This window comes from Geodermatophilus sp. CPCC 206100, from assembly GCF_048569675.1.
GTDB lineage: Bacteria > Actinomycetota > Actinomycetes > Mycobacteriales > Geodermatophilaceae > Geodermatophilus.
The window spans coordinates 95194-117009 of sequence record NZ_JAQISV010000014.1 but is presented as its reverse complement, the minus strand read 5'-3'; the positions used below and the strand labels follow the sequence as shown (position 1 = coordinate 117009).

Sequence of the window (21816 nt, the reverse complement as noted above, 5' to 3'; positions counted from 1 at the left end):
GAGAAGACCCCCTCCATGAAGGTCAAGAAGGGCGACACCGTCGTCGTGCTGACCGGTAAGGACAAGGGCGCGAAGGGTCGTGTCATCGCCGCCTACCCGAAGGACCAGAAGGTGCTGGTCGAGGGCGTGGGCCGGGTGAAGAAGCACACCCGCATCAGCTCGAACCAGCGCGGTGCGCAGCAGGGCGGGATCGTCACCCAGGAGGCGCGCATCCACGTGAGCAACGTGATGGTGATCGACTCCGAGGACAAGCCGACCCGGGTCGGTTACCGCAAGGACGAGGAAGGCCGCAGCATCCGGGTCTCGCGGCGCACCGGTAAGGACCTCTGATCCCATGAGTGCACCCACCCGTGAGCTGCCCCGCATGCTCGCCCACTACCGCGAGGCCATCGCGCCGGCCCTGAAGACGCAGTTCGACTACGACAACGTCATGCAGATCCCGCGGCTGACGAAGATCGTCGTCAACATGGGCGTCGGCGAGGCGACCCGCGACGCCAAGCTGATGGACGGCGCGGTCCGCGACCTCACCGCCATCACCGGCCAGAAGCCGGCCGTCGTCCGGGCCCGCAAGTCCATCGCGCAGTTCAAGCTCCGCGAGGGCATGCCGATCGGCGCCAAGGTGACCCTCCGCGGCGACCGCATGTGGGAGTTCCTGGACCGGCTGCTGTCGCTGGCCCTGCCCCGCATCCGTGACTTCCGTGGCCTCAACGCCAAGCAGTTCGACGGCCACGGCAACTACACGTTCGGTCTGACGGAGCAGTCCATGTTCCGCGAGATCGACGTCGACAAGATCGACCGGCCGCGCGGTATGGACATCACGCTGGTCACCACCGCCACGAACGACGAGGAGGGTCGCGAGCTCCTCCGCCTGCTGGGCTTCCCGTTCGCCGGCCAGCCCGTCGTGACCACCATCCGCTGAGCCGGGCGAGGAGAGCACCGACATGGCCAAGAAGGCCCTGATCAACAAGGCGGCCCGCAAGCCGAAGTTCGCGGTCCGCGGCTACACCCGCTGCCAGCGCTGCGGGCGTCCGCACTCCGTGTTCCGCAAGTTCGGCCTGTGCCGGATCTGCCTGCGCGAGATGGCGCACGCCGGCGAGCTGCCGGGCGTCAGCAAGTCCAGCTGGTAAGAGGACCCCGTCCTCCCCACCCGTCGCAGGCTCAGGGTGGGACCCGGGACGGGGCCACACCGTGGCCCTGCAGTGGGTCGCTCCATCCCCTCACCAACGCACCACCGATCGCCGAGAGGCCCCCGCGCCAAGTCCCTGACCCGGCGCCTGAGGAACCGCGGCGAGAGAGGCACCACACCCCATGACGATGACCGACCCGATCGCGGACATGCTGACGCGGATCCGGAACGCCAACCAGGCGTACCACGACTCCGCGGCCATGCCGTCGTCGAAGCTGAAGACGCACATCGCCGAGATCCTCCAGCAGGAGGGCTACATCGCCGGCTGGACCGTCAACGAGGTCGAGAAGGACGGCGCCACCCGCAAGGAGCTGGTGATCGACCTCAAGTACGGCCCCAACCGTGAGCGGAGCATCGCCGGCGTCCGGCGCGTCTCCAAGCCCGGTCTGCGGGTGTACGCCAAGTCCACCGCGCTGCCCAAGGTGCTCGGCGGCCTCGGGGTGGCCATCATCTCCACCTCGACCGGGCTGCTGACCGACCGGCAGGCGAACAAGAAGGGCGTGGGCGGGGAAGTCCTCGCCTACGTCTGGTAAGGGAGCGAGCAGATGTCACGGATCGGACGACTCCCGATCCCCGTGCCCGGTGGTGTGGACATCGCCATCGACGGTCAGACGGTCAGCGTGAAGGGCCCCAAGGGCCAGCTGACCCACACCGTCGCTGCGCCGATCACCGTCGCGCACGGGGAGGACGGCACGCTCAGCGTGCAGCGCCCCAACGACGAGCGGGAGAGCCGCGCCCTCCACGGGCTGTCGCGCACCCTGATCGCCAACATGATCACCGGCGTCACCGAGGGCTACACCAAGACCCTCGAGATCGTCGGCGTCGGTTACCGCGTCGCGGCCCGCGGGTCGGACCTCGAGTTCGCCCTGGGCTACAGCCACCCGGTGCCGGTCAGGGCCCCCGAGGGGATCACCTTCACCGTCGAGTCGCCCACCCGCCTGCGGGTGACCGGCATCGACAAGCAGCAGGTCGGTCAGGTCGCGGCCAACATCCGCAAGCTGCGCCGTCCCGACCCGTACAAGGGCAAGGGCGTGCGCTACCAGGGCGAGGTCGTCAAGCGCAAGGTCGGGAAGACGGGTAAGTGATGGCACAGACCGAGAAGAGTGCCGCTCGGGTGCACAAGCCCGTCGGTACCGACGTCAGCACCGCACGGCGGGTCTCCCGCCTGCGCCGGCACAACCGGCTGCGCAAGCGGGTCTCCGGCACGCAGGAGCGTCCGCGCCTGGTGGTCAAGCGCAGCTCGCGGCACATCCACGTGCAGCTGGTCGACGACACGCTCGGCCGCACGCTGGCCAGCGCCTCGACGATGGGCCTGCGTGGGACGGACGGCGACAAGTCCGCCCTCGCCCGTCAGGTCGGTGGGCTGATCGCCGAGCGCGCGAAGGCCGCCGGCATCTCCGCGGTCGTCTTCGACCGTGGTGGCAACCGGTACGCCGGGCGGATCGCCGCTCTGGCCGACGGTGCCCGCGAGGGTGGGCTGGACTTCTGATGAGCAACGAGATGATCGAGAGGGACGTCTGATGCCAGGACCACAGCGACGCGGCGGCGGCGCCGGCGGCGGCAACGACCGCCGCGACCGTCGTGACGGCGGGCGGGGGCCCGGCGGCGCACCTGCCGAGAAGAGCAACTTCATCGAGCGCGTGGTGGCCATCAACCGCGTGTCCAAGGTCGTCAAGGGTGGTCGGCGCTTCAGCTTCACCGCCCTGGTGATCGTGGGCGACGGCGACGGCACCGTGGGCGTCGGCTACGGCAAGGCCAAGGAGGTGCCCGCGGCGATCGCCAAGGGCGTCGAGGAGGCCAAGAAGCACTTCTACAAGGTGCCCCGGATCGCCAGCACCATCCCGCACCCGGTGCAGGGTGAGGCGGCCGCCGGTGTCGTGCTGCTCAAGCCGGCCAGCCCCGGTACCGGCGTCATCGCCGGTGGCCCGGTGCGCGCCGTCCTCGAGTGCGCCGGCATCCACGACGTGCTCTCCAAGAGCCTCGGGTCGTCGAACCCGATCAACATCGTGCACGCGACCATGCAGGCGCTGAAGGACCTCGTCCGCCCCGAGGAGATCGCGGCCCGCCGCGGTCTGCCCCTGGAGGACGTCGCTCCGGCGGCCATGCTGCGGGCTCGCGCGGGTCAGGGGGCCTGACGTGGCACAGCTCAAGGTCACCCAGATCCGGTCCGCCATCGGGACCAAGCCCAACCAGCGCCAGACGCTGCGGTCGCTGGGCCTCAAGCGGATCAACCACTCGGTCGTCCAGGAGGACCGTCCCGAGATCCGCGGGATGGTCGCGACGGTGCCGCACCTGGTCACCGTCGAAGAGATCAGCTGAACCGCGGCTGAGTAGGGACATCTCATGACTCTCAAGGTCCACCACCTGCGTCCGGCCCCGGGCGCCCACACCGCCAAGACCCGCGTGGGTCGCGGCGAGGGCTCCAAGGGCAAGACGGCCGGTCGCGGCACCAAGGGCACCGGCGCGCGCGGCAACACCTCCGCGCGCTTCGAGGGCGGGCAGACGCCGCTGCACATGCGGCTGCCCAAGCTCTCGGGCTTCAAGAGCCCGAACAAGGTCGTGTTCCAGGTCGTCAACCTCGACCGGATCGCGGCGCTGTTCCCCCAGGGCGGCACGGTCGACCCCGACTCCCTCGCCGAGGCCGGCGCGGTGCGCCGCGGCCAGCCGGTGAAGGTGCTCGGCACCGGCGACCTGGGCGGTGTCCAGGTGCACGTGTCCGCGCACGCCTTCTCGACCTCCGCCGCTGAGAAGATCTCGGCGGCCGGGGGCAGCACCACCCGCGTGTGACCGCTGACGACCCCCGGGACCGCTCGATCGGCCCCGGGGGTCGTCTGCTGCCCGCCGGGCGCCCCACGACGCCCGCCGGATCCGGCCCCCTGCAGGCTCCCGCCGCGAGCAAGCGAGTGGCGGGGCGCAGGGGGTCCTCCCACCGTTGCTAACCTCATCCGACCGAAGCAGGGGAGGGCACGTGCTGCAGGCGTTCGCCGCGGCGTTCCGGACGCCAGACCTCCGGCGCAAGCTGCTGTTCTCCCTGGCGATCATCGCCGTGTACCGGCTGGGCGCCCAGGTCCCCGGACCCGGCGTCTCGACCGAGGCGATCAACAGCTGTCTCGAGGCCGCGCAGGCCTCCGACCAGCGGGATCTCTACTCGCTGGTCAACCTCTTCTCCGGCGGCGCACTGCTGCAGCTGTCGGTGTTCGCGCTGGGGATCATGCCCTACATCACCGCGAGCATCATCGTGCAGCTGCTGGTCGTGGTGATCCCGCGCTTCGAGCAGCTGAAGAAGGAAGGCCAGTCCGGCCAGGCGAAGCTGACGCAGTACACCCGCTACCTGACGATCGCCCTGGCGATCCTGCAGAGCACCGGTGTCATCGCGCTCGCCCGCAGCGGACAGCTGTTCCCCAACTGCAGCGCCGACCTGATCCCCGAGGACTCCATCTGGTCCACGGTCGTGCTGGTCGTGACCATGACCGCCGGCACCGCCATGGTCATGTGGCTCGGCGAGCTGCTCACGGAGAAGGGGATCGGCAACGGCATGTCCGTGCTGATCTTCACCTCGATCGCGGCCCGCATCCCCTCCGAGGGCGGCGCGATCCTGCAGACCCGCGGCGGCTTCGTCTTCACCCTCGTCTGCCTGCTGGCCATCGTCATCATCACGTCGGTCGTCTACGTCGAGCAGGCGCAGCGGCGGATCCCGGTGCAGTACGCCAAGCGCATGGTCGGCCGGCGCATGTACGGCGGCACCTCGACCTACCTGCCGCTGAAGGTCAACCAGGCCGGCGTCATCCCGGTCATCTTCGCCTCGTCGCTGCTCTATCTCCCGCAGCTGATCACCCAGCTCCAGGGGAACGAGACCGGTCCGGTCCGGCGGTTCTTCGAGAACTACGTCATCGACCAGAGCAGCCCCGTCCACATCGCCGTCTACTTCGGGCTGATCGTCTTCTTCACGTACTTCTACGTGTCGATCACCTTCAACCCCGAGGAGCGGGCCGAGGACATGAAGCGCTACGGCGGCTTCATCCCCGGCATCCGTCCCGGCCGGCCGACCGCGGAGTACCTGCAGTACGTGCTGTCCCGGATCACCCTGCCCGGGTCGATCTACCTGGGCCTGGTGGCAGTGTTGCCCAACCTGTTCCTGTCACTGACGCAGCAGGGGCAGAACCAGAACTTCCCGTTCGGCGGGACCGCGGTGCTGATCATGGTGGGAGTGGGGTTGGAGACGGTGAAGCAGATCGAGACGCAACTCAACCAGCGCAACTACGAAGGGTTCCTGAAGTAGTGCGCGTCGTGCTGCTCGGCCCGCCCGGGGCGGGCAAGGGCACCCAGGCGCAGATCATCGCCGGCCAGCTCGGCGTCCCGGCCATCTCCACCGGCGACATCTTCCGCGCGAACGTGAGCGGGCAGACCGAGCTCGGCATGAAGGCCAAGACCTACATGGACGCCGGCGACCTGGTCCCCGACGAGATCACCGTCGCCATGGTCCGCGACCGCCTGGCCGAGACCGACGCCAAGGGCGGCTTCCTGCTGGACGGCTTCCCGCGCACCATCGCGCAGGCCGAGCAGCTGCGCGACTCCCTGGGCGAGCTGGGCCACCGGCTGGACTGCGTGCTGGAGCTCGTGGTCGACGAGGACGAGCTGGTGCGCCGGCTCTCCGGCCGACGCATGCTCGTCGACGGCGAGTGGGTGCAGCGCGAGGACGACAAGCCGGAGACCGTGCGGCACCGGCTGCAGGTGTACCGGGAACAGACGGCGCCGCTGTCGGGGTTCTACGACTCCGCGGGGCTCCTGTCCCGCATCGACGCGATCGGCGCCGTCGACGAGGTCACCCAGCGCGCGATCGCCGCGCTGGAGCAGTCCGCGGCGGGCCGGTCCGACGGGCCGGACGCGGGCTGAGGGACGGCGGCGCAGACGATGGCCGCCGGGATCCTCGGCCGCATCCCGCTGCTGGGGAAGTGGAGTGGACGCATGATCCAGATCAAGACGGCGCAGGAGATCGAGCTCATGCGCGGCGCGGGGCTCGTGGTGGCCAGCGCCATCGCCGCGGTGCGGGCCGCCGTCCGCCCCGGCGTGACCACCGGTGAGCTCGACGCGATCGCCGAGGACCACATCCGCACCGCCGGCGCGGTGCCGTCCTTCCTCGGGTACCACGGGTTCACCGGGAGCATCTGCGCGTCGATCAACGACGAGGTCGTGCACGGCATCCCCGACCCCAAGCGGGCGCTGGCCCTGGGCGACAACATCTCCATCGACTGCGGCGCGATCCTCGCCGGCTGGCACGGCGACTCCGCCGTCACGGTGACCGTGGGGGAGCCCTCCGCGGCCGACGCTGCCCTCATCGACGTCACCGAGCGCTCCATGTGGGCCGGGCTGGCCCGCGCCGTCGCCGGCGGCCGGCTCACCGACATCAGTCACGCGGTCGAGGAGTCGATCACCGCCGAGTCGCACCCCTACGGGATCGTCGACCACTACGGCGGGCACGGCATCGGCACCGAGATGCACCAGGACCCGCACGTGCTCAACTACGGCCGGGCGGGCCGAGGCCCGAAGCTGGTGCCCGGCCTGGCCCTCGCGATCGAGCCCATGGTGACCGTGGGGGACCCGGCCACCGTCGAGCTCGAGGACGGCTGGACCGTGGTGACCAAGGACGGGTCGCGCGCGGCCCACTTCGAGCACACCGTCGCCATCACCCCGGAAGGCCCCTGGGTCCTCACGGCCGAGGACGGCGGCGTCGCGGGGCTGGCCCCCTTCGGGATCACCCCCCGCAGCTGAGAGAGGACCCCGTCGCCCCCCAGCGCCCGCTTCGCGCCCGCGGGGACCCTGCGACGGGGCTGAACCGTCGCACGGGGCGAGCTCTCCACCATCCGGGATCACAGGAGTCCGGGTTGGAGAGGCGCGCCGGGGCGGGGTACAGTTGCCGACGGCGTTCACGCCGTCCTGTCGTCGTGCTGTGGCCGCATGACGCAGGACGCCCTCGCGAGAGCGCCTGCACCACCTGATCTGCAGACAAGCCGAACGCGTCCGCCGGGTACCGGCATGGCCGCGGGAGGACACCAGCACCATCGAGTCAAGGAGACCGTGTAGGGCATGGCGAAGAAGGACGGGGCCATCGAGGTCGAGGGTCGCGTCGTCGAGCCGCTGCCCAATGCGATGTTCCGGGTCGAGCTGCAGAACGGGCACCGGGTGCTCGCCCACATCAGCGGCAAGATGCGGCAGCACTACATCCGCATCCTGCCCGAGGACCGCGTGGTCGTGGAGCTCTCGCCCTACGACCTGACCCGCGGCCGCATCGTCTACCGGTACAAGTAACCGCCGCTGCGCGCCCGGCCGACCCGGCCGGCGTGCTCGGCACACGATCTGAGGAATGAGGGGCGGCACCGGTGAAGGTCCAGCCGTCGGTGAAGAAGATCTGCGACAAGTGCAAGGTGATCCGCCGGCACGGCCGGGTCATGGTCATCTGCGACAACGCCCGCCACAAGCAGCGGCAGGGCTGAGGGAGTACCTGGACATGGCACGACTGGCCGGCGTCGACCTGCCCCGCGAGAAGCGGATGGAGATCGCGCTCACCTACATCTACGGCATCGGGAAGTCCCACGCCAAGGAGACCCTGGCCGCGACGGGCGTCAGCCCCGACCTGCGCGCCCGGGACCTCAGCGACGAGGACCTGCTGAAGCTCCGCGACTACATCGACGAGCACTTCCGCGTCGAGGGCGACCTGCGCCGCGAGGTGGCCGCCGACATCCGCCGCAAGGTGGAGATCGGCTGCTACCAGGGCCTGCGTCACCGCCGTGGGCTGCCCGTCCACGGTCAGCGCACCCGCACCAATGCGCGCTCGAGCAAGGGCCCGCGCAAGACCATCGCCGGCAAGAAGAAGGCCGGCAAGAAGTAGTAGAAGGACCCCGGCGCCCCCCAGCCCTCGCTCCGCTCGGTCCGGGCCCCTGCGCCGGGGCCGGCTACACCTCTCTAGGCCACGAAGAGAAGGACAACACAGACACATGCCTCCCAGGGCTCGCACTGCGGCTGGTGCCAAGAAGGTCCGCCGCAAGGAGAAGAAGAACGTCGCCCACGGCGCCGCTCACATCAAGAGCACGTTCAACAACACGATCGTCTCGATCACCGACCCCAACGGGAACGTGATCAGCTGGGCGTCCGCCGGCCACGTCGGCTTCAAGGGCTCGCGCAAGTCCACGCCGTTCGCCGCGCAGATGGCCGCGGAGAACGCCGCGCGCAAGGCGCAGGAGCACGGCATGCGCAAGGTCGACGTCTTCGTGAAGGGCCCCGGTTCCGGCCGGGAGACCGCCATCCGGTCCCTCCAGGCCACCGGCCTCGAGGTCGGCCAGATCCAGGACGTGACCCCGCAGCCGCACAACGGCTGCCGCCCCAAGAAGCGCCGCCGGGTCTGACCGGCCACCGACGAGAGCGAAGGTAAACAGACGTGGCCCGTTACACCGGAGCCGACTGCCGCATGTGCCGGCGCGAGAAGATGAAGCTGTTCCTCAAGGGCAGCAAGTGCGAGTCCCCGAAGTGCCCGATCGAGATCCGGCCCTACCCGCCGGGCGAGCACGGCCGGGGCCGCAGCAAGGACAGCGAGTACCTGCTGCAGCTGCGCGAGAAGCAGAAGGCCCGCCGCATCTACGGCGTGCTGGAGAAGCAGTTCCGCGGCTACTACGAAGAGGCGAACAAGAAGTCGGGCAAGACCGGTGAGGTCCTGCTGCAGATCCTCGAGTCGCGCCTGGACAACGTCGTCTACCGGGCCGGCTTCGCCGAGTCCCGGGACATGGCCCGCCAGCTGGTGCGCCACGGCCACATCCGGGTCAACGGCCGCAAGGTCGACATCCCGTCGTACCGGGTGACCGCCAACGACATCGTCGAGGTCGCCGAGAAGTCGCGGCAGATGCTGCCCTTCGAGATCGCCCAGGCCCGCGCCGGCGAGCGCCCCGTGCCGCCGTGGCTGGAGGTCATCAGCAGCCAGCTGCGCGTGCTGGTCCACAACATCCCGGCCCGCCAGGTGATCGACACCCCGGTCCAGGAGCAGCTGATCGTGGAGCTCTACTCCAAGTAAGTCGAAGGACCCCGTCCTCCTCGTCCCTCGCACGCTCGGGACGAGCCTCCGGACGGGGCCAACGGCCCCGGTGGGCGGACCGATGTCCACCGGGGCCTGCACCACCCCCCTCACGGCGTCATATGGCGGTCGCCGGAGGACACGAAGGAGAACCACCATGCTCATCGCACAGCGCCCCACGCTGACCGAGGAGACCATCTCCGAGCAGCGCTCGCGGTTCGTGATCGAGCCGCTCGAGCCCGGCTTCGGCTACACCCTCGGCAACTCCCTCCGGCGCACGCTCCTGTCCTCGATCCCCGGTGCGGCTGTCACCAGCATCCGGATCGAGGGCACCCTGCACGAGTTCACCACCGTGCCCGGGGTCAAGGAGGACGTCACCGAGATCATCCTCAACCTCAAGGGCCTGGTCGTCAGCTCCGACTCCGACGAGCCGGTGACCATGTACCTGCGCAAGCAGGGCCCGGGTGAGGTCACCGCCGCCGACATCGCGCCCCCGGCCGGTGTCGAGGTGCACAACCCCGAGCTGCACATCGCCACGCTCAACGGCAAGGGCCGGCTGGAGATCGAGCTGGTCGTCGAGCGCGGCCGCGGCTACGTCCCGGCCCCGCAGAACAAGCAGCCGGGCCAGGAGATCGGCCGGATCCCCGTCGACTCCATCTACTCGCCGGTCCTCAAGGTCACCTACGGCGTCGAGGCGACCCGCGTCGAGCAGCGCACCGACTTCGACCGGCTGGTCGTCGACGTCGAGACCAAGCCGTCGATCGCCCCGCGCGACGCGATCGCCAGCGCCGGCTCCACGCTGGTCGAGCTGTTCGGCCTGCTCCGTGAGCTGAACATCGACGCCGAGGGCATCGAGGTCGGGCCCAGCCCGGCCGAGGCCGCCGACATCGCGAACTTCTCGATGCCGATCGAGGACATGGACCTCACCGTCCGGTCCTACAACTGCCTCAAGCGCGAGGGCGTGCACACCGTCGGGGAGCTCGTCACCCGCTCGGAGGCCGACCTGCTCGACATCCGCAACTTCGGGGCCAAGTCGATCGACGAGGTCAAGATGAAGCTGGCGGCCATGGGCCTGGCGCTCAAGGACAGCCCGCCCGGGTTCATCCCCACCTCCGTCGAGAGCTACGACGAGGGCTACGAGACCGACGCGTACCAGGGCACGGCCGAGTACGGGGACATCGAGTACAGCAACGGGTCCTACCAGGAGACCGAGCAGCTCTGAGCTGCACGGTCGTCCGGGCCGGACGGCGGGGCGACCCGCCGTCCGGCACCGCCCACCGGACGGCCACACTGAAGCGACGACAGCACCACGGATGACGCAGCCCGGCACCGACCGCCCGGCCGCCTGAGGAAGGACCGACATGCCCACCCCCACCAAGGGCCCCCGTCTCGGCGGATCCCCCTCGCACGAGCGGCTGATGCTGGCCAACCTGGCCACCTCGCTGTTCGAGCACGGGCGGATCACCACCACCGAGGCCAAGGCGAAGCGGCTGCGTCCCTTCGCCGAGAAGCTGGTGACGTTCGCGAAGCGCGGTGACCTGCACGCGCGCCGTCAGGTCATGACCGTCATCCGGGACAAGGACGTCGTCCACCAGCTGTTCGCCGACATCGGCCCCCGCTACGAGAACCGGCCCGGTGGCTACACCCGCATCACCAAGGTCGGGCCCCGCAAGGGCGACAACGCCCCCATGGCCGTCATCGAGCTGGTCGAGGCGCTGACCGTGGCGCAGCAGGCCGTCGGCGAGGCCGAGCAGGCCCGGGGCACCCGGTTCGCCGCGGGCGCCGGCGCGGCCGCCGCCTCCGGCGAGGTCACGGCCGACGCGCTCGAGGTCAGCGACGCCGACGAGACCGCCGACGACACGGCGGCCGCTGACGAGACCCCGGCCGACGCCGAGGTCGCTGCCGAGGCGGACGCCACCGACACCGTGGCCGCCGACGCGGAGACCCCGGGCGACGCCGAGGACACCGGCGGCGCGCGGTGACCGACCGGGAGAACTCGGGCGAGGGCGGCAACGCCGGCGCCGTCGGGGTCCCGGCCAGCGGCGGCGACCAGGGCGCGACCGTCGAGGGCGAGACGACCGGACCGGGTGGGGACACCTCCCCGGCCGTCGTGGCCGGCGACGTCGACCCCGAGGCCCAGCAGGTGGTGACCGACGTCTTCACCCCGGACGGCGAGCGCCAGGACGACTCCGACGTCACCCCGGAGCCGTTCCGCGAGAACGCGGCGATCGTGGTGGACCCGGCGCTGTCCCCGGAGGTGGCCCGTGCGGCCGCCGCCGAGGTCGAGGCCGCCGAGCTCTCCGACGCCGCGACGTCCAGCACCCTGTACCAGGGTGGGGACTCGGCGCCCGACCCCCAGTGAGCGGTCGCTGAACGCCCTGCACGACCCTGACGAGCCCGCTCCCGATCCCGGGAGCGGGCTCGTCCGTCTCCGCCTCCGGATCGCCTACGACGGCACCGCGCTGCACGGGTGGGCCCGCCAGCCCGCGCACCGGACGGTCCAGGGGGACCTGGAGGCGGCGCTGGCCACGGTGCTGCGCGCCCCGGCCGGGCTGACCGTCGCCGGCCGCACGGACGCCGGCGTGCACGCCATCGGTCAGGTGGCCCACCTCGACGTCCCGCGGGAGGCGTGGGAGCGCCAGCGCGGCACACTCGTCCGCCGGCTGCGCGGGGTGCTGCCACCGGACATCGCGGTGACCGCCGTCGACGAGGCGCCGGCGGACTTCGACGCCCGTTTCGGGGCGCTGCGCCGCCACTACGTCTACCGCCTGACCGACGCCGAGGCCGGCCCGCCGCCGCTGCGCCGGCTGGACACCGTGGGCTGGCCGCGCCGCCTGGACGTCGACGCCATGCACCTGGCCGCGGGTCTGCTGCTGGGCGAGCACGACTTCGCCGCCTTCTGCCGCCGCCGCGAGGGCGCGACGACCGTCCGGACGCTGCTGGCGCTGGCCGTCGCCCGCGAGGGGGACCTCGTCGAGGTGCGGGCGTCGGCGGACGCGTTCTGCCACTCGATGGTGCGCAGCCTGGTCGGCGCGCTGCTGGCCGTGGGGGAGGGACGGCGGCCGCCGGAGTGGCCGGCCGGCCTGCTGCCTCGCACCCGCCGGGCCGACGAGGTGCCGGTCGCCCCGGCGGGGGGCCTGGCCCTCGTCGGCGTCGACTACCCGCCCGACGCCGAGCTGGCCGCCCGCGCCCGGGTCACCCGCGCCCGCCGGGAGTAGGCCTCAGGGGACCGCGGCGACCGTCTCGGCGATCGGCGTGGACCCACCGACCAGCTCCACCACGGTGCCGTTCAGCGGGCTGTCCAGGAACGCCAGGAGGACGGCGGCCACGTCGTCGCGTGGCACGTCCCCGAACTCGATGCCGCGCCCGAGCGTCACCCGCCCGGTGCCCGGGTCGTCGGTCAGCCGACCCGGTCGCAGGACCACCGGATCCAGGGCGGGCCGGGACAGGATGTCGTCCTCGGCGGCCAGCTTGGCCTCCAGGTAGGCGGCGAACACCGGGTCCATGTCCCGCGGCGTCCCCTGACGGGCCTGCTCGACGCCCATCGAGGACACCAGCAGGTAGCGCCGCACCCCCGCCCGCTGGGCGGCGTCGGCGAGCAGCACGGCCGCACCGCGGTCCACCGTGTGCTTGCGCGCGGCTCCGCTGCCCGGCCCGGCGCCCGCGGCGAACACCACCGCGTCGGCGCCCTCGACCACCGCGGCGACGTCGTCCACGCCGGCCCGCTCGAGGTCCAGGACGACCGGCTGCACGCCGTCCGCCCGGAGGTCCGCCTGGTGGCCAGGGTCGCGGACGATGCCGACGGCGGAGTCGCCGCGGGCCGACAGCAGCCGGCCGAGGCGGCGAGCGACCTGGCCGTGGGCTCCGGCGACGACGACGCGCATGGTCCGGCGCTACCCCGGCGGGCGGCGCGGCACCCGCCGGGGCACGGATCGGGTCGCAGCGGCGGCCCGCGCCCGCGCCAGGTCGGCCGGGGTGTCGCAGTCGGTCCAGGGCGGCGGCTGTCCCGGGGCGACGTCCGGGTGCAGCCGGCGCACGGCCAGCGGCGCGAGCACCTTGCGCACCGACGTGGGCCCGCGGGCGCCGGCGACCGCGGCGCGCAGGGCCGTCGTCCGCCAGACGCCGAGCAGCAGCTGGTCCTGGCCGGTGTCGTCCACGACGAGCACGCCGTCCCCGGTGAGCCGCTCGCGCAGCTGCCCCACGAGCCGGGGGGTCACGAACGGCAGGTCGCCGGCGAGCACCGCGACCACCTCCGTGGGCACGTGCTCCAGGCCGGCCCGCACCGCCGCCACCGGGCCGCCGCGCGGGGGCTCCTCGCGGACGACCACGACGCCCGGCGGCACCGGCTGGGGCGGGCCGACGACGATGCGCGGGTCGGCGTCGGCGACCGCGGCCAGGACCGCGGCGAGGATCGTGCGGCCTCCCACCTCCAGCTGCGGCTTGGCCTGACCGCCCATGCGGGCCGCGCGCCCGCCGGCCAGGATCACGGCGGAGAAGGGCGGCAGCTCGGGCACACCGCGACCGTAGGGGCCCGGCGTGGGTACCGTCGCCGTTCGTGGGACGAGTCACGAGCCGGACGCCGGTGCTGCGGATCCGCGGTTCGGTGCGCAGCACCCGCCCGGACACCGTGGCGGCCGAGGAGCCGCTGGAGATCCGGCTGGCCGGGACGCCGCTGGCGGTGACGATGCGCACCCCCGGGCACGACTTCGACCTGGTGCACGGCTTCCTGCTCACCGAGGGCGTGATCGCCGGCGCGGACGACGTGCTGGGGCTGCGGTACTGCGACTCCGTCGACCCCGACGGCCGCAACACCTACAACGTCGTGGACGTCGACCTCGCCCCCGGCGTGGAGCCGCCGGACACGGCCCTGGACCGCAACTTCTACACGTCGAGCTCGTGCGGGGTCTGCGGCAAGGCGAGCATCGACGCGATCCGCACCCGCACCCGGTACGACGTCGCCGGAGACGGCCTCCGGCTGCCGCTGGAGACGCTGCTGGCGCTGCCGGACCGGCTGCGCGCGGCCCAGCAGGTCTTCGACAAGACCGGCGGCCTGCACGCGGCGGGGCTGTTCACCGCGGAGGGCGAGCTGGTCGCGCTGCGGGAGGACGTCGGCCGGCACAACGCGGTGGACAAGGCGGTGGGCGACGCCGTCCGCGCCGGCCGGCTGCCGCTGGCCGGGCACGTGCTCATGGTCAGCGGGCGGGCCAGCTTCGAGCTCACGCAGAAGGCGGCGATGGCCGGCGTCCCGGTGCTGGCCGCGGTGTCGGCGCCGTCCTCGCTGGCGGTGGAGCTCGCCGCCGACGTCGGCGTCACCCTGGTCGGCTTCCTCCGCGGCGACGGCTGCAACGTCTACACCTGCCCCGAGCGCCTGGTCCTGCCCGAGTGAGCGGAGTCGCTCGGTGACGGAAACCGTTCCCGAGCGACTCCGCTTCCTCAGTGGTCGCCGCCGCGGAGCTGGCTGACCACGTGCGGGAGGAGCGGGCCGAGCACGGCCAGCCCGTCGCGGACGCCGCCGGTCGAGCCGGGCAGGTTGACGATGAGCGTCCGCCCGGCGGTCCCGGCGATGCCGCGGGAGAGGACCGACGTCGGCACCGCCGGCTCGCCGTACCGCCGGACCGCCTCCGCGAGCCCGGGCGCCTCCCGCTCGAGCACGGCGCGGGTGGCCTCGGGCGTGACGTCGGTGGGGGAGAGGCCGGTGCCGCCCGTGGTGAGGACGACGTCGGCGCCCGAGGCGACCGCCGCGCGGAGCACGGCCGCCAGCTCGGCCTCGTCGTCCGGGCGCACGTGCGGCCCCTCGACGGTGAAGCCGAGCGCGCGCAGGCCCTCGGCCAGCGCCTCCCCGCTGCGGTCGGGGTAGACGCCGGCCGACGCCCGGTTGGACGCGGTGACGACGACGGCGCGCGCGCCGGCCGGCAGCGGCGAGCTCACCGGCGCCACTCCCCGCTCTTGCCGCCGGACTTGGCCAGCAGCCGGACGTCGGTGATCGTCGCCCGCGGGTCCACCGCCTTGACCATGTCGATCACGGTGAGCCCGGCGACGGCGACCGAGGTGAGCGCCTCCATCTCCACCCCGGTGCGGTCGGCGGTCCGGGCGGTGGCGGTGATCTCCACGGCGTCGTCGGCGACGGTGACGTCCACGGTGACCCCGTGCAGGGCGATGGGGTGGCACAGGGGCACCAGGTCCGGCGTCCGCTTGGCCCCCGCGATGCCGGCGATCCGAGCGACGGCGACGGCGTCGCCCTTGGGCACGCCCTGCCCGCGCAGCAGCGCCACCACCTCGGGGCTGACCAGCACCCGCCCGGCGGCGGTCGCCTCCCGGGCCGTCACCGGCTTGGCGGAGACGTCGACCATGCGCGCGGCACCGGTCTCGTCGACGTGGGTCAGGCGGTCACTCACTGCAGCGCTCCTTCGATCAGCACGACGTCCACCGCGGCGCCGGCGGGCAGTTCGGTCACGTCCTCGGGGACCACGACGAGACAGTTGGCGCGGGCCAGGTGCGCCACCAGGTGCGACCCGGGGCCCCCGACCTGGGACACCTGCCCGCCGTCGTAGCGGCCGCGCAGGAACTGGCGCCGGCCCGCGGGGGAGCGCAGCGGGGCGGCCAGCGTCGCGGGGGCGCGCAGCCGGCCGGGAGCGGCGTGGCCGAGCGCGCGCCGCAGGGCCGGGCGCACGAACACCTCGAAGGAGACGAACGCGCTCACCGGGTTGCCGGGCAGCGTGACCACGGGGACGCCGTCCACGGTGCCGGCCCCCTGCGGGCCGCCGGGCTGCATCGCGACCTTGGTGAACTCGACCGTGCCGAGGCCGCGGAAGGCGTCCTTGACCACCTCGTACGCCCCCGCGCTGACCCCGCCGCTGGTGATGAGCAGGTCGGCTCCGGAGAGCTCCGCCCGCACGGTGGTGAGGAACTGGTCGACGTCGTCGGGCACGAAGTGCAGCCGCCGGGCCGTGCCGCCGGCGTCCTCCACGGCGGCGACCAGCAGCACGGAGTTCGACTCGTAGATCTGGCCGGGCAGCAACGGGGCACCGGGATCGACCAGCTCGCTGCCGGTGGACAGCACCAGCACCCGGGGCCGGCGCCGCACCGGCAGCGTGCGCAGGCCGACGGCGGCGGCCAGGCCCAGCTGCGCGGCGCCCAGCGGCGTGCCGGCGGTCAGCGCGACGGTCCCGGCGGCGATGTCCTCGCCGGCGTGCCGCAGGTGGGTGCCGGCGGCCGGGGCGTCCCGGATCTCGACGACGTCGGTGCGGCCGTCGGTGAGCTCGACCGGCACGACGACGTCGGCGCCCTCGGGCAGCGGCGCGCCGGTCATGATCCGCTGCACGGTGCCGGGCCGCAGCGGGACGACGTCCGTGCGCCCCGCGGGGATGTCGTCGGCCACCGGCAGCCGCACCGGGGTCGTGGCCACCTCGGCCCAGCGCGCGGCGTAGCCGTCCATCGCGGAGTTGTCGAAGCCGGGGAGGGCGACCTGCGCGGACACGTCCCGGGCGAGGACCCGGTTGTGCGCGGTGGCCAGCGGCACCTCCTCCTCGCCGAGGGCGGACAGGAGGGCGGCCACGACCGCCTGGTGTTCCTCGACCGTGCGCACGGGGCACATCCTGACCGATCGCCGCGACCGCCACCCCCGGGGAGCCCGCTAGGGTCGCCGCAGTCGTCGGGTGAGGGGACGGGCGTGGCTGAGTTCGAGCAGATGCTGGTGGCCAACGAGGCGTGGGCGCGGCAGTTCCCCGGTGAGCTGCCGGTGCGCCCGGCGCGGCAGGTCGCGGTCGTGGCGTGCATGGACTCGCGGATGCCGCTGTTCCCGCTGCTCGGGCTGGCCGTCGGCGACGCACACGTGATCCGCAACGCCGGCGGGGTGGTCACCGAGGACACCGTCCGCTCCCTGACCATCTCGCAGCACCTGCTCGGCACCCGCGAGATCGTGCTGGTGCACCACACGAACTGCGGCCTGCAGGCGACCGACGACACCTCGTTCGCCGACCTCGTCGAGCAGGCGACGGGGCGGCGTCCGCCGTGGGCGGCGCGGGCGTTCACCGACGTCGAGGACGACGTCCGCGAGTCGATGCGGCTGCTGCGCGACTGCCCCTACCTCGTCTCCCGCGAGATCAGCGGCAGCGTCTACGACGTGGCGACCGGGCGGCTGCGCCCGGTCGCGCTGGAGGGCTGAGGGGCCGTTCCCGCAGGTCACCTCGCGGCCGGAGGGGTCGGGACGGCGGCTGGTATCGTGGTCGGCTGGCGCGCGGAGCCGGCTGGTGCCCGCGCGCGCTGCACCGTCTCCCGTGTTCGGTGAGGCGATCCCACCAGCCGATCCGACGACGACGGAGGACACGAGCGCCGTGCGCACGTACACCCCCAAGCCCGGCGAGGTCAGCCGGGCCTGGCACGTCATCGACGCCACTGACGTGGTGCTCGGTCGACTCGCCAGCCAGACCGCGATCCTGCTCCGCGGCAAGCACAAGCCCCAGTACGCCCCGCACGTCGACGTCGGCGACTTCGTCGTCATCGTGAACGCCGGCAAGGTGGCCCTGACCGGCTCCAAGCGCGACGACAAGGTGGCCTACCGGCACTCCGGTTACCCGGGTGGCCTCAAGACCATCAACGTGGGCGACCAGCTGCGCACCCACCCCGACCGCGTCGTCGAGCGCGCGATCAAGGGGATGCTGCCGCACAACACCCTCGGCCGGCAGATGCTCAAGAAGCTCAAGGTCTACGCCGGGCCCGAGCACCCGCACGCCGCGCAGCAGCCCCAGACCTACGAGATCAAGCAGGTGGCCCAGTGACGACCGCTCTCAGCGTGACCGACGCCGAGGGGCGTCCGATCCAGACCGTCGGCCGACGCAAGGAGGCCATCGTCCGGGTGCGGCTGCTGCCGGGCACCGGCCAGTTCCGGCTCAACGGCCGCACCATCGAGGACTACTTCCCGAACAAGGTGCACCAGCAGCTCATCCGTGAGCCGTTCGTCATCCTCGAGAAGGGCGAGCAGTACGACGTCGTCGGCATCCTGCACGGTGGCGGCGTCAGCGGTCAGGCGGGCGCCCTGCGCCTGGCGATCGCCCGCGCGCTCATCGAGGTGGAGCCCGACGACCGTCCGGCGCTGAAGAAGGCCGGCTTCCTCACCCGTGACCCGCGCGTCACCGAGCGCAAGAAGTACGGGCTGAAGAAGGCCCGCAAGGCGCCTCAGTACTCGAAGCGCTGACCGGTACGCCCGTGGGTCGCCTCTTCGGGACCGACGGCGTCCGGGGTCGGGCCAACGCCGACCTCACGCCGGAGTTGGCCCTCTCGGTGGCACGTGCTGCCGCCGGCGTGCTCGCCGACCGCGACGGGACCTCGCGTCCCGTCGCGGTCGTTGGCCGTGACCCCCGCGCCAGTGGGGAGATGCTCGAGGCAGCCGTCGTGGCGGGCCTCGCCAGTGCCGGGGCGGAGGTGCTGCGCGCCGGGGTGCTGCCCACCCCGGCGATCGCGCACCTGACCGCGTCCACCGGCGCCGACCTCGGCGTGATGATCTCCGCCAGTCACAACCCGATGCCCGACAACGGCATCAAGCTGTTCAGCCGCGGCGGGCACAAGCTGCCCGACGCCGTCGAGGCCGCCATCGAGCAGGACGTGGCCGACGGGACGGCGGGGCACCGCCCCACGGGCGCCGCGATCGGCCGGGTCCGCGACCTGCCCGACGCCGGGCAGACCTACACCGAGCACCTGCTGTCCACGGTGGCCCAGCCCCTGGCCGGCCTGACGCTCGTCGTCGACTGCGCCCACGGCGCCGCGGCGACCGTCGCGCCCGAGGTCTACCGCCGCGCCGGCGCGACCGTGCACGTCATCGGCGGCGAGCCGGACGGCTGGAACATCAACGACGGCATCGGCTCCACCCACCTCGGGCCGCTGACCGACGCCGTCCGCCGGTTCGACGCCGACCTGGGCATCGCCCACGACGGCGACGCCGACCGGTGCCTGGCGGTGACCGCCGACGGCGAGACCGTGGACGGCGACGCGATCCTCGCCGTGTGCGCGCTCGCGCTGCACGAGCGCGGTGCGCTGGCCGGCGAGACCGTCGTCGCCACCGTGATGAGCAACCTCGGCTTCCACCACGCCATGCGCGACGCCGGGATCGCGGTGCACACCACCGCGGTCGGCGACCGCTACGTGCTCGAGGCGCTGCGCGACCGGGAGCTCAGCCTCGGCGGGGAGCAGAGCGGACACCTGGTCTTCCTGGACCACGCCACCACCGGGGACGGGCTGCTCACCGGGCTGGCCTTGCTCTCGCGCATGGCGGCGACCGGCTCCTCGCTGGCCGACCTCGCCTCGGTCGTGCAGCGGCTGCCGCAGACCCTGGTCAACGTGCCCGTCCGCGACCGGCTCGCCGTGGCCGAGAGCGACGCGGTGGCCGAGGCCGTGAACGCCGTCGAGGCCGAGCTCGGCGACGACGGCCGCGTGCTGCTGCGCCCCTCGGGCACCGAGCAGCTGGTCCGGGTGATGGTCGAGGCGCCCACGCAGGAGCAGGCCGACAGCATCGCGGCGCGCCTGGCCGCCGTCGTCGCCGCCGGCAACTGAGCCCCGCGGCGCCCGGCGTCGCCGGGTGCCTCTCGGCGCACAGAGACGAGGCTCTCGCTCGATCAGGGGACGGAGCAACCCTCCGCCGCCGGTACCCTCGGGCCAATGTGCGGCATCGTGGGATACGTCGGCCCGCAGAACGCCCTGGACGTCGTCCTGGACGGTCTGCGCCGGCTGGAGTACCGGGGGTACGACTCGGCGGGGGTGGCCGTCCTCGTTGACGGGGCCATGGCCACGGCCAAGAAGGCCGGGAAGCTGGCCAACCTGGAGAAGCTGCTCACCGAGCACGCGCTGCCCGAGTCGACGATCGGGCTGGGGCACACCCGGTGGGCCACGCACGGCGGTCCCACCGACCGCAACGCGCACCCGCACCTGTCGGCCGACGGCCGGGTGGCGGTGGTCCACAACGGGATCATCGAGAACTTCGCCGCGCTGCGCGCCGAGTGCGAGGCCACCGGCATCGAGTTCTCCTCCGAGACCGACACCGAGGTCGCCGCGCACCTGCTGGCGCGGACCTACGACGAGACGCCCGAGGGTGCGGGCCGGCTGGCCGAGGCGATGCGCGTGGTCAGCCGCCGCCTGGAGGGGGCCTTCACCCTCGTCGCCTCGCACGCCGACGAGCCCGACACCCTCGTCGCCTCCCGGCGGAACAGCCCGCTGGTGGTCGGCGTCGGCGACGGCGAGTACTTCCTCGGCTCCGACGTCAGCGCCTTCATCGCGCACACCCGCGAGGCCCGCGAGCTGGGCCAGGACCAGGTCGTCGAGATCGACCGCACCCGCGGCCTGACGGTCACCGACTTCTCCGGCACCGTCGTCGAGCCGCTGGCCTACACCGTCGACTGGGACGCCGCGGCCGCCGAGAAGGGCGGCCACGACTGGTTCATGCTCAAGGAGATCGCCGAGCAGCCCCAGGCGGTCGCCGACACCCTGCTGGGCCGGATCGGCGACGACGGCGGCCTGGTGCTCGACGAGGTCCGCCTGTCCGACCAGGACCTGCGCGACATCGACAAGATCTTCGTCGTCTCGTGCGGCACCTCCTTCCACGCCGGGCTCATCGCCAAGTACGCCATCGAGCACTGGACCCGCATCCCGGTCGAGGTCGAGGTGGCCAGCGAGTTCCGCTACCGCGACCCGGTGCTGGACCGCTCGACGCTGGTCGTCGTCATCAGCCAGTCCGGCGAGACGATGGACACCCTGATGGCGCTGCGGCACGCCAAGGACCAGAAGGCGCGCGTCCTGGCGATCTGCAACGTCAACGGCTCCACGATCCCGCGGGAGTCCGACGCCGTCCTGTACACCCACGCGGGCCCGGAGATCGCGGTCGCGTCGACCAAGAGCTTCCTGGCGCAGATCGTCGCCTGTTACCTGGTCGGGCTGTTCCTGGCCCAGGTGCGCGGCATCAAGTACGACGACGAGGTCGCCACCATCGTCGAGGAGCTGCGCCGGCTGCCCGACGCGGTCGCCCAGGTGCTGCTGCAGATGGAGCCGGTGCGCGAGCTCGGCCGGTCGCTGGCCGGCGCCGGCACCATCCTGTTCCTGGGCCGCCACGTCGCCTACCCGGTGGCCCTCGAGGGTGCGCTCAAGCTCAAGGAGCTGGCCTACATCCACGCCGAGGGCTTCGCCGCGGGCGAGCTCAAGCACGGGCCGATCGCGCTCATCGACGAGGGCACGCCGGTGGTCGTCGTCGTCCCGTCGCCGCGGGCACGGGAGTCGGTGCACGGCAAGGTGGTCTCCAACATCCAGGAGGTCCGGGCCCGCGGGGCGCGCACCATCGTGATCGCCGAGGAGGGCGACGAGGACGTCGTCCCCTACGCCGACCACGTGATCCGGGTGCCCCGGACGCCGACGCTCATGGCGCCGGTCGTGACCACCGTGCCGCTGCAGGTGCTGGCGTGCGAGATCGCCGACACCCGGGGCTACGACGTCGACCAGCCCCGCAACCTGGCCAAGAGCGTCACCGTGGAGTGAGCGGAGTCGCTCGGGAGCGGAAACCGCGCCTGAGCGACTCCGCTCGACGCACGGCACA

At 72.6% G+C, this 21816-nt stretch carries 31 protein-coding genes and 1 pseudogene; 27 read left to right on the top strand and 5 right to left on the bottom strand.

Translation table 11 applies throughout. From position 1 onward, the window contains the following. Nucleotides 1-15: 15 nt before the first annotated feature. The 21 genes and pseudogenes from rplX to truA all read left to right on the top strand — a co-directional run bounded on the left by rplX (nt 16) and on the right by truA (nt 12463). A complete protein-coding gene (gene rplX / locus PGN05_RS08275; RefSeq protein WP_419752094.1) occupies nt 16-330 on the top strand; it encodes a 50S ribosomal protein L24 in 315 nt (104 codons plus the stop codon). Between the two features lie 34 nt (nt 331-364). Then, a complete protein-coding gene (rplE, locus tag PGN05_RS08270; RefSeq protein ID WP_419752093.1) occupies nt 365-919 on the top strand; it encodes a 50S ribosomal protein L5 in 555 nt (184 codons plus the stop codon). A 22-nt stretch (nt 920-941) separates the two neighbouring features. After that, nucleotides 942-1127 (top strand): type Z 30S ribosomal protein S14, encoded by a 186-nt coding sequence (locus tag PGN05_RS08265; RefSeq protein ID WP_012950469.1) that lies wholly within the window; start codon nt 942-944, stop codon nt 1125-1127. 181 nt (nt 1128-1308) lie between these two features. Next, nucleotides 1309-1719, top strand: coding sequence for a 30S ribosomal protein S8 (gene rpsH / locus PGN05_RS08260; RefSeq protein ID WP_419752060.1), 411 nt, complete (start codon nt 1309-1311; stop codon nt 1717-1719). A 12-nt stretch (nt 1720-1731) separates the two neighbouring features. Continuing rightward, nucleotides 1732-2271 (top strand): 50S ribosomal protein L6, encoded by a 540-nt coding sequence (rplF, locus tag PGN05_RS08255; RefSeq protein ID WP_419752059.1) that lies wholly within the window; start codon nt 1732-1734, stop codon nt 2269-2271. After that, nucleotides 2271-2675 carry a 50S ribosomal protein L18 gene (gene rplR, locus PGN05_RS08250; RefSeq protein WP_419752058.1) on the top strand — a complete coding sequence of 135 codons (405 nt, stop codon included), beginning with the start codon at nt 2271-2273 and terminating at the stop codon, nt 2673-2675. Before rplF ends, rplR begins: the two co-directional genes overlap by 1 nt. Nucleotides 2676-2706: 31 nt before the next feature. After that, nucleotides 2707-3321 (top strand): 30S ribosomal protein S5, encoded by a 615-nt coding sequence (gene rpsE, locus PGN05_RS08245; RefSeq protein ID WP_419752057.1) that lies wholly within the window; start codon nt 2707-2709, stop codon nt 3319-3321. A 1-nt stretch (nt 3322) separates the two neighbouring features. Further along, nucleotides 3323-3505: a 50S ribosomal protein L30 gene (gene rpmD, locus PGN05_RS08240; RefSeq protein WP_419752056.1), complete on the top strand. Its 183-nt coding sequence runs from the start codon at nt 3323-3325 to the stop codon at nt 3503-3505. Nucleotides 3506-3529: 24 nt separating this feature from the next. Further along, complete coding sequence (rplO, locus tag PGN05_RS08235) at nt 3530-3973, top strand: 50S ribosomal protein L15 (protein WP_419752055.1); 444 nt, start codon at nt 3530-3532, stop codon at nt 3971-3973. Between the two features lie 181 nt (nt 3974-4154). Then, a complete protein-coding gene (gene secY / locus PGN05_RS08230) occupies nt 4155-5465 on the top strand; it encodes a preprotein translocase subunit SecY (RefSeq protein ID WP_419752054.1) in 1311 nt (436 codons plus the stop codon). Further along, entirely contained in the window at nt 5465-6079 is a 615-nt protein-coding gene (locus PGN05_RS08225; protein WP_419752053.1) for an adenylate kinase, read from the top strand. Before secY ends, PGN05_RS08225 begins: the two co-directional genes overlap by 1 nt. 72 nt (nt 6080-6151) lie before the next feature. Further along, nucleotides 6152-6955, top strand: coding sequence for a type I methionyl aminopeptidase (map, locus tag PGN05_RS08220; RefSeq protein ID WP_419752052.1), 804 nt, complete (start codon nt 6152-6154; stop codon nt 6953-6955). Between the two features lie 315 nt (nt 6956-7270). Beyond that, complete coding sequence (infA, locus tag PGN05_RS08215) at nt 7271-7492, top strand: translation initiation factor IF-1 (RefSeq protein WP_012950459.1); 222 nt, start codon at nt 7271-7273, stop codon at nt 7490-7492. 71 nt (nt 7493-7563) lie between these two features. Next, nucleotides 7564-7677: a 50S ribosomal protein L36 gene (gene rpmJ, locus PGN05_RS08210; protein WP_012950458.1), complete on the top strand. Its 114-nt coding sequence runs from the start codon at nt 7564-7566 to the stop codon at nt 7675-7677. A gap of 14 nt (nt 7678-7691) precedes the next feature. Next, nucleotides 7692-8072, top strand: a complete 381-nt coding sequence (gene rpsM, locus PGN05_RS08205; RefSeq protein ID WP_419752051.1) for a 30S ribosomal protein S13 — start codon at nt 7692-7694, stop codon at nt 8070-8072. Nucleotides 8073-8178: 106 nt separating this feature from the next. Next, nucleotides 8179-8586, top strand: a complete 408-nt coding sequence (gene rpsK, locus PGN05_RS08200; protein WP_026857037.1) for a 30S ribosomal protein S11 — start codon at nt 8179-8181, stop codon at nt 8584-8586. 32 nt (nt 8587-8618) lie between these two features. Further along, nucleotides 8619-9245 carry a 30S ribosomal protein S4 gene (gene rpsD, locus PGN05_RS08195; protein ID WP_419752050.1) on the top strand — a complete coding sequence of 209 codons (627 nt, stop codon included), beginning with the start codon at nt 8619-8621 and terminating at the stop codon, nt 9243-9245. A gap of 157 nt (nt 9246-9402) precedes the next feature. Beyond that, the gene (locus PGN05_RS08190) at nt 9403-10467 is read left to right on the top strand and encodes a DNA-directed RNA polymerase subunit alpha (RefSeq protein ID WP_419752049.1); all 1065 of its coding nucleotides are present in this window, start codon (nt 9403-9405) and stop codon (nt 10465-10467) included. Nucleotides 10468-10606: 139 nt separating this feature from the next. After that, nucleotides 10607-10954: pseudogene (gene rplQ, locus PGN05_RS08185) on the top strand (50S ribosomal protein L17); the annotation flags it as partial. Between the two features lie 269 nt (nt 10955-11223). Next, nucleotides 11224-11607, top strand: coding sequence for a hypothetical protein (locus PGN05_RS08180; protein ID WP_419752048.1), 384 nt, complete (start codon nt 11224-11226; stop codon nt 11605-11607). Next, entirely contained in the window at nt 11579-12463 is an 885-nt protein-coding gene (truA, locus tag PGN05_RS08175) for a tRNA pseudouridine(38-40) synthase TruA (RefSeq protein ID WP_419752047.1), read from the top strand. The genes PGN05_RS08180 and truA overlap by 29 nt, the downstream gene beginning before the upstream one ends. A 3-nt stretch (nt 12464-12466) precedes the next feature. Here the strand turns inward: truA and PGN05_RS08170 are convergent, their stop codons facing one another. Together PGN05_RS08170 and mobA are read right to left on the bottom strand one after the other, a co-directional pair. Continuing rightward, nucleotides 12467-13129, bottom strand: a complete 663-nt coding sequence (locus PGN05_RS08170; protein ID WP_419752046.1) for an NAD(P)-binding oxidoreductase — start codon at nt 13127-13129, stop codon at nt 12467-12469. 9 nt (nt 13130-13138) lie between these two features. After that, nucleotides 13139-13759 (bottom strand): molybdenum cofactor guanylyltransferase, encoded by a 621-nt coding sequence (gene mobA / locus PGN05_RS08165; RefSeq protein WP_419752045.1) that lies wholly within the window; start codon nt 13757-13759, stop codon nt 13139-13141. Between the two features lie 41 nt (nt 13760-13800). On the opposite strand from mobA, the gene fdhD reads away from it, so the two are divergent. After that, a complete protein-coding gene (gene fdhD / locus PGN05_RS08160) occupies nt 13801-14631 on the top strand; it encodes a formate dehydrogenase accessory sulfurtransferase FdhD (RefSeq protein WP_419752044.1) in 831 nt (276 codons plus the stop codon). A gap of 47 nt (nt 14632-14678) precedes the next feature. On the opposite strand, the gene PGN05_RS08155 is transcribed toward fdhD, so the two are convergent. From PGN05_RS08155 to glp, 3 genes are read right to left on the bottom strand one after another with little or no spacing between them, the layout of a single operon-like run. Beyond that, a complete protein-coding gene (locus PGN05_RS08155; RefSeq protein ID WP_419752043.1) occupies nt 14679-15173 on the bottom strand; it encodes a MogA/MoaB family molybdenum cofactor biosynthesis protein in 495 nt (164 codons plus the stop codon). Further along, nucleotides 15170-15640: a cyclic pyranopterin monophosphate synthase MoaC gene (gene moaC, locus PGN05_RS08150; protein ID WP_419752042.1), complete on the bottom strand. Its 471-nt coding sequence runs from the start codon at nt 15638-15640 to the stop codon at nt 15170-15172. Before moaC ends, PGN05_RS08155 begins: the two co-directional genes overlap by 4 nt. Beyond that, nucleotides 15637-16839 carry a gephyrin-like molybdotransferase Glp gene (gene glp / locus PGN05_RS08145; protein WP_419752041.1) on the bottom strand — a complete coding sequence of 401 codons (1203 nt, stop codon included), beginning with the start codon at nt 16837-16839 and terminating at the stop codon, nt 15637-15639. Before glp ends, moaC begins: the two co-directional genes overlap by 4 nt. Before the next feature lie 75 nt (nt 16840-16914). On the opposite strand from glp, the gene PGN05_RS08140 reads away from it, so the two are divergent. The 5 genes from PGN05_RS08140 to glmS all read left to right on the top strand — a co-directional run bounded on the left by PGN05_RS08140 (nt 16915) and on the right by glmS (nt 21758). After that, entirely contained in the window at nt 16915-17409 is a 495-nt protein-coding gene (locus tag PGN05_RS08140; protein WP_419752040.1) for a beta-class carbonic anhydrase, read from the top strand. A gap of 169 nt (nt 17410-17578) precedes the next feature. Beyond that, on the top strand, nt 17579-18022 hold the full coding sequence (gene rplM, locus PGN05_RS08135; RefSeq protein WP_419752039.1) for a 50S ribosomal protein L13: 444 nt from the start codon (nt 17579-17581) through the stop codon (nt 18020-18022). Between the two features lie 38 nt (nt 18023-18060). Then, nucleotides 18061-18438: a 30S ribosomal protein S9 gene (gene rpsI, locus PGN05_RS08130; RefSeq protein WP_419752092.1), complete on the top strand. Its 378-nt coding sequence runs from the start codon at nt 18061-18063 to the stop codon at nt 18436-18438. 11 nt (nt 18439-18449) lie between these two features. Further along, nucleotides 18450-19790 carry a phosphoglucosamine mutase gene (gene glmM, locus PGN05_RS08125; RefSeq protein WP_419752038.1) on the top strand — a complete coding sequence of 447 codons (1341 nt, stop codon included), beginning with the start codon at nt 18450-18452 and terminating at the stop codon, nt 19788-19790. Nucleotides 19791-19895: 105 nt separating this feature from the next. After that, on the top strand, nt 19896-21758 hold the full coding sequence (gene glmS / locus PGN05_RS08120; RefSeq protein WP_419752037.1) for a glutamine--fructose-6-phosphate transaminase (isomerizing): 1863 nt from the start codon (nt 19896-19898) through the stop codon (nt 21756-21758). Nucleotides 21759-21816: the final 58 nt, after the last annotated feature.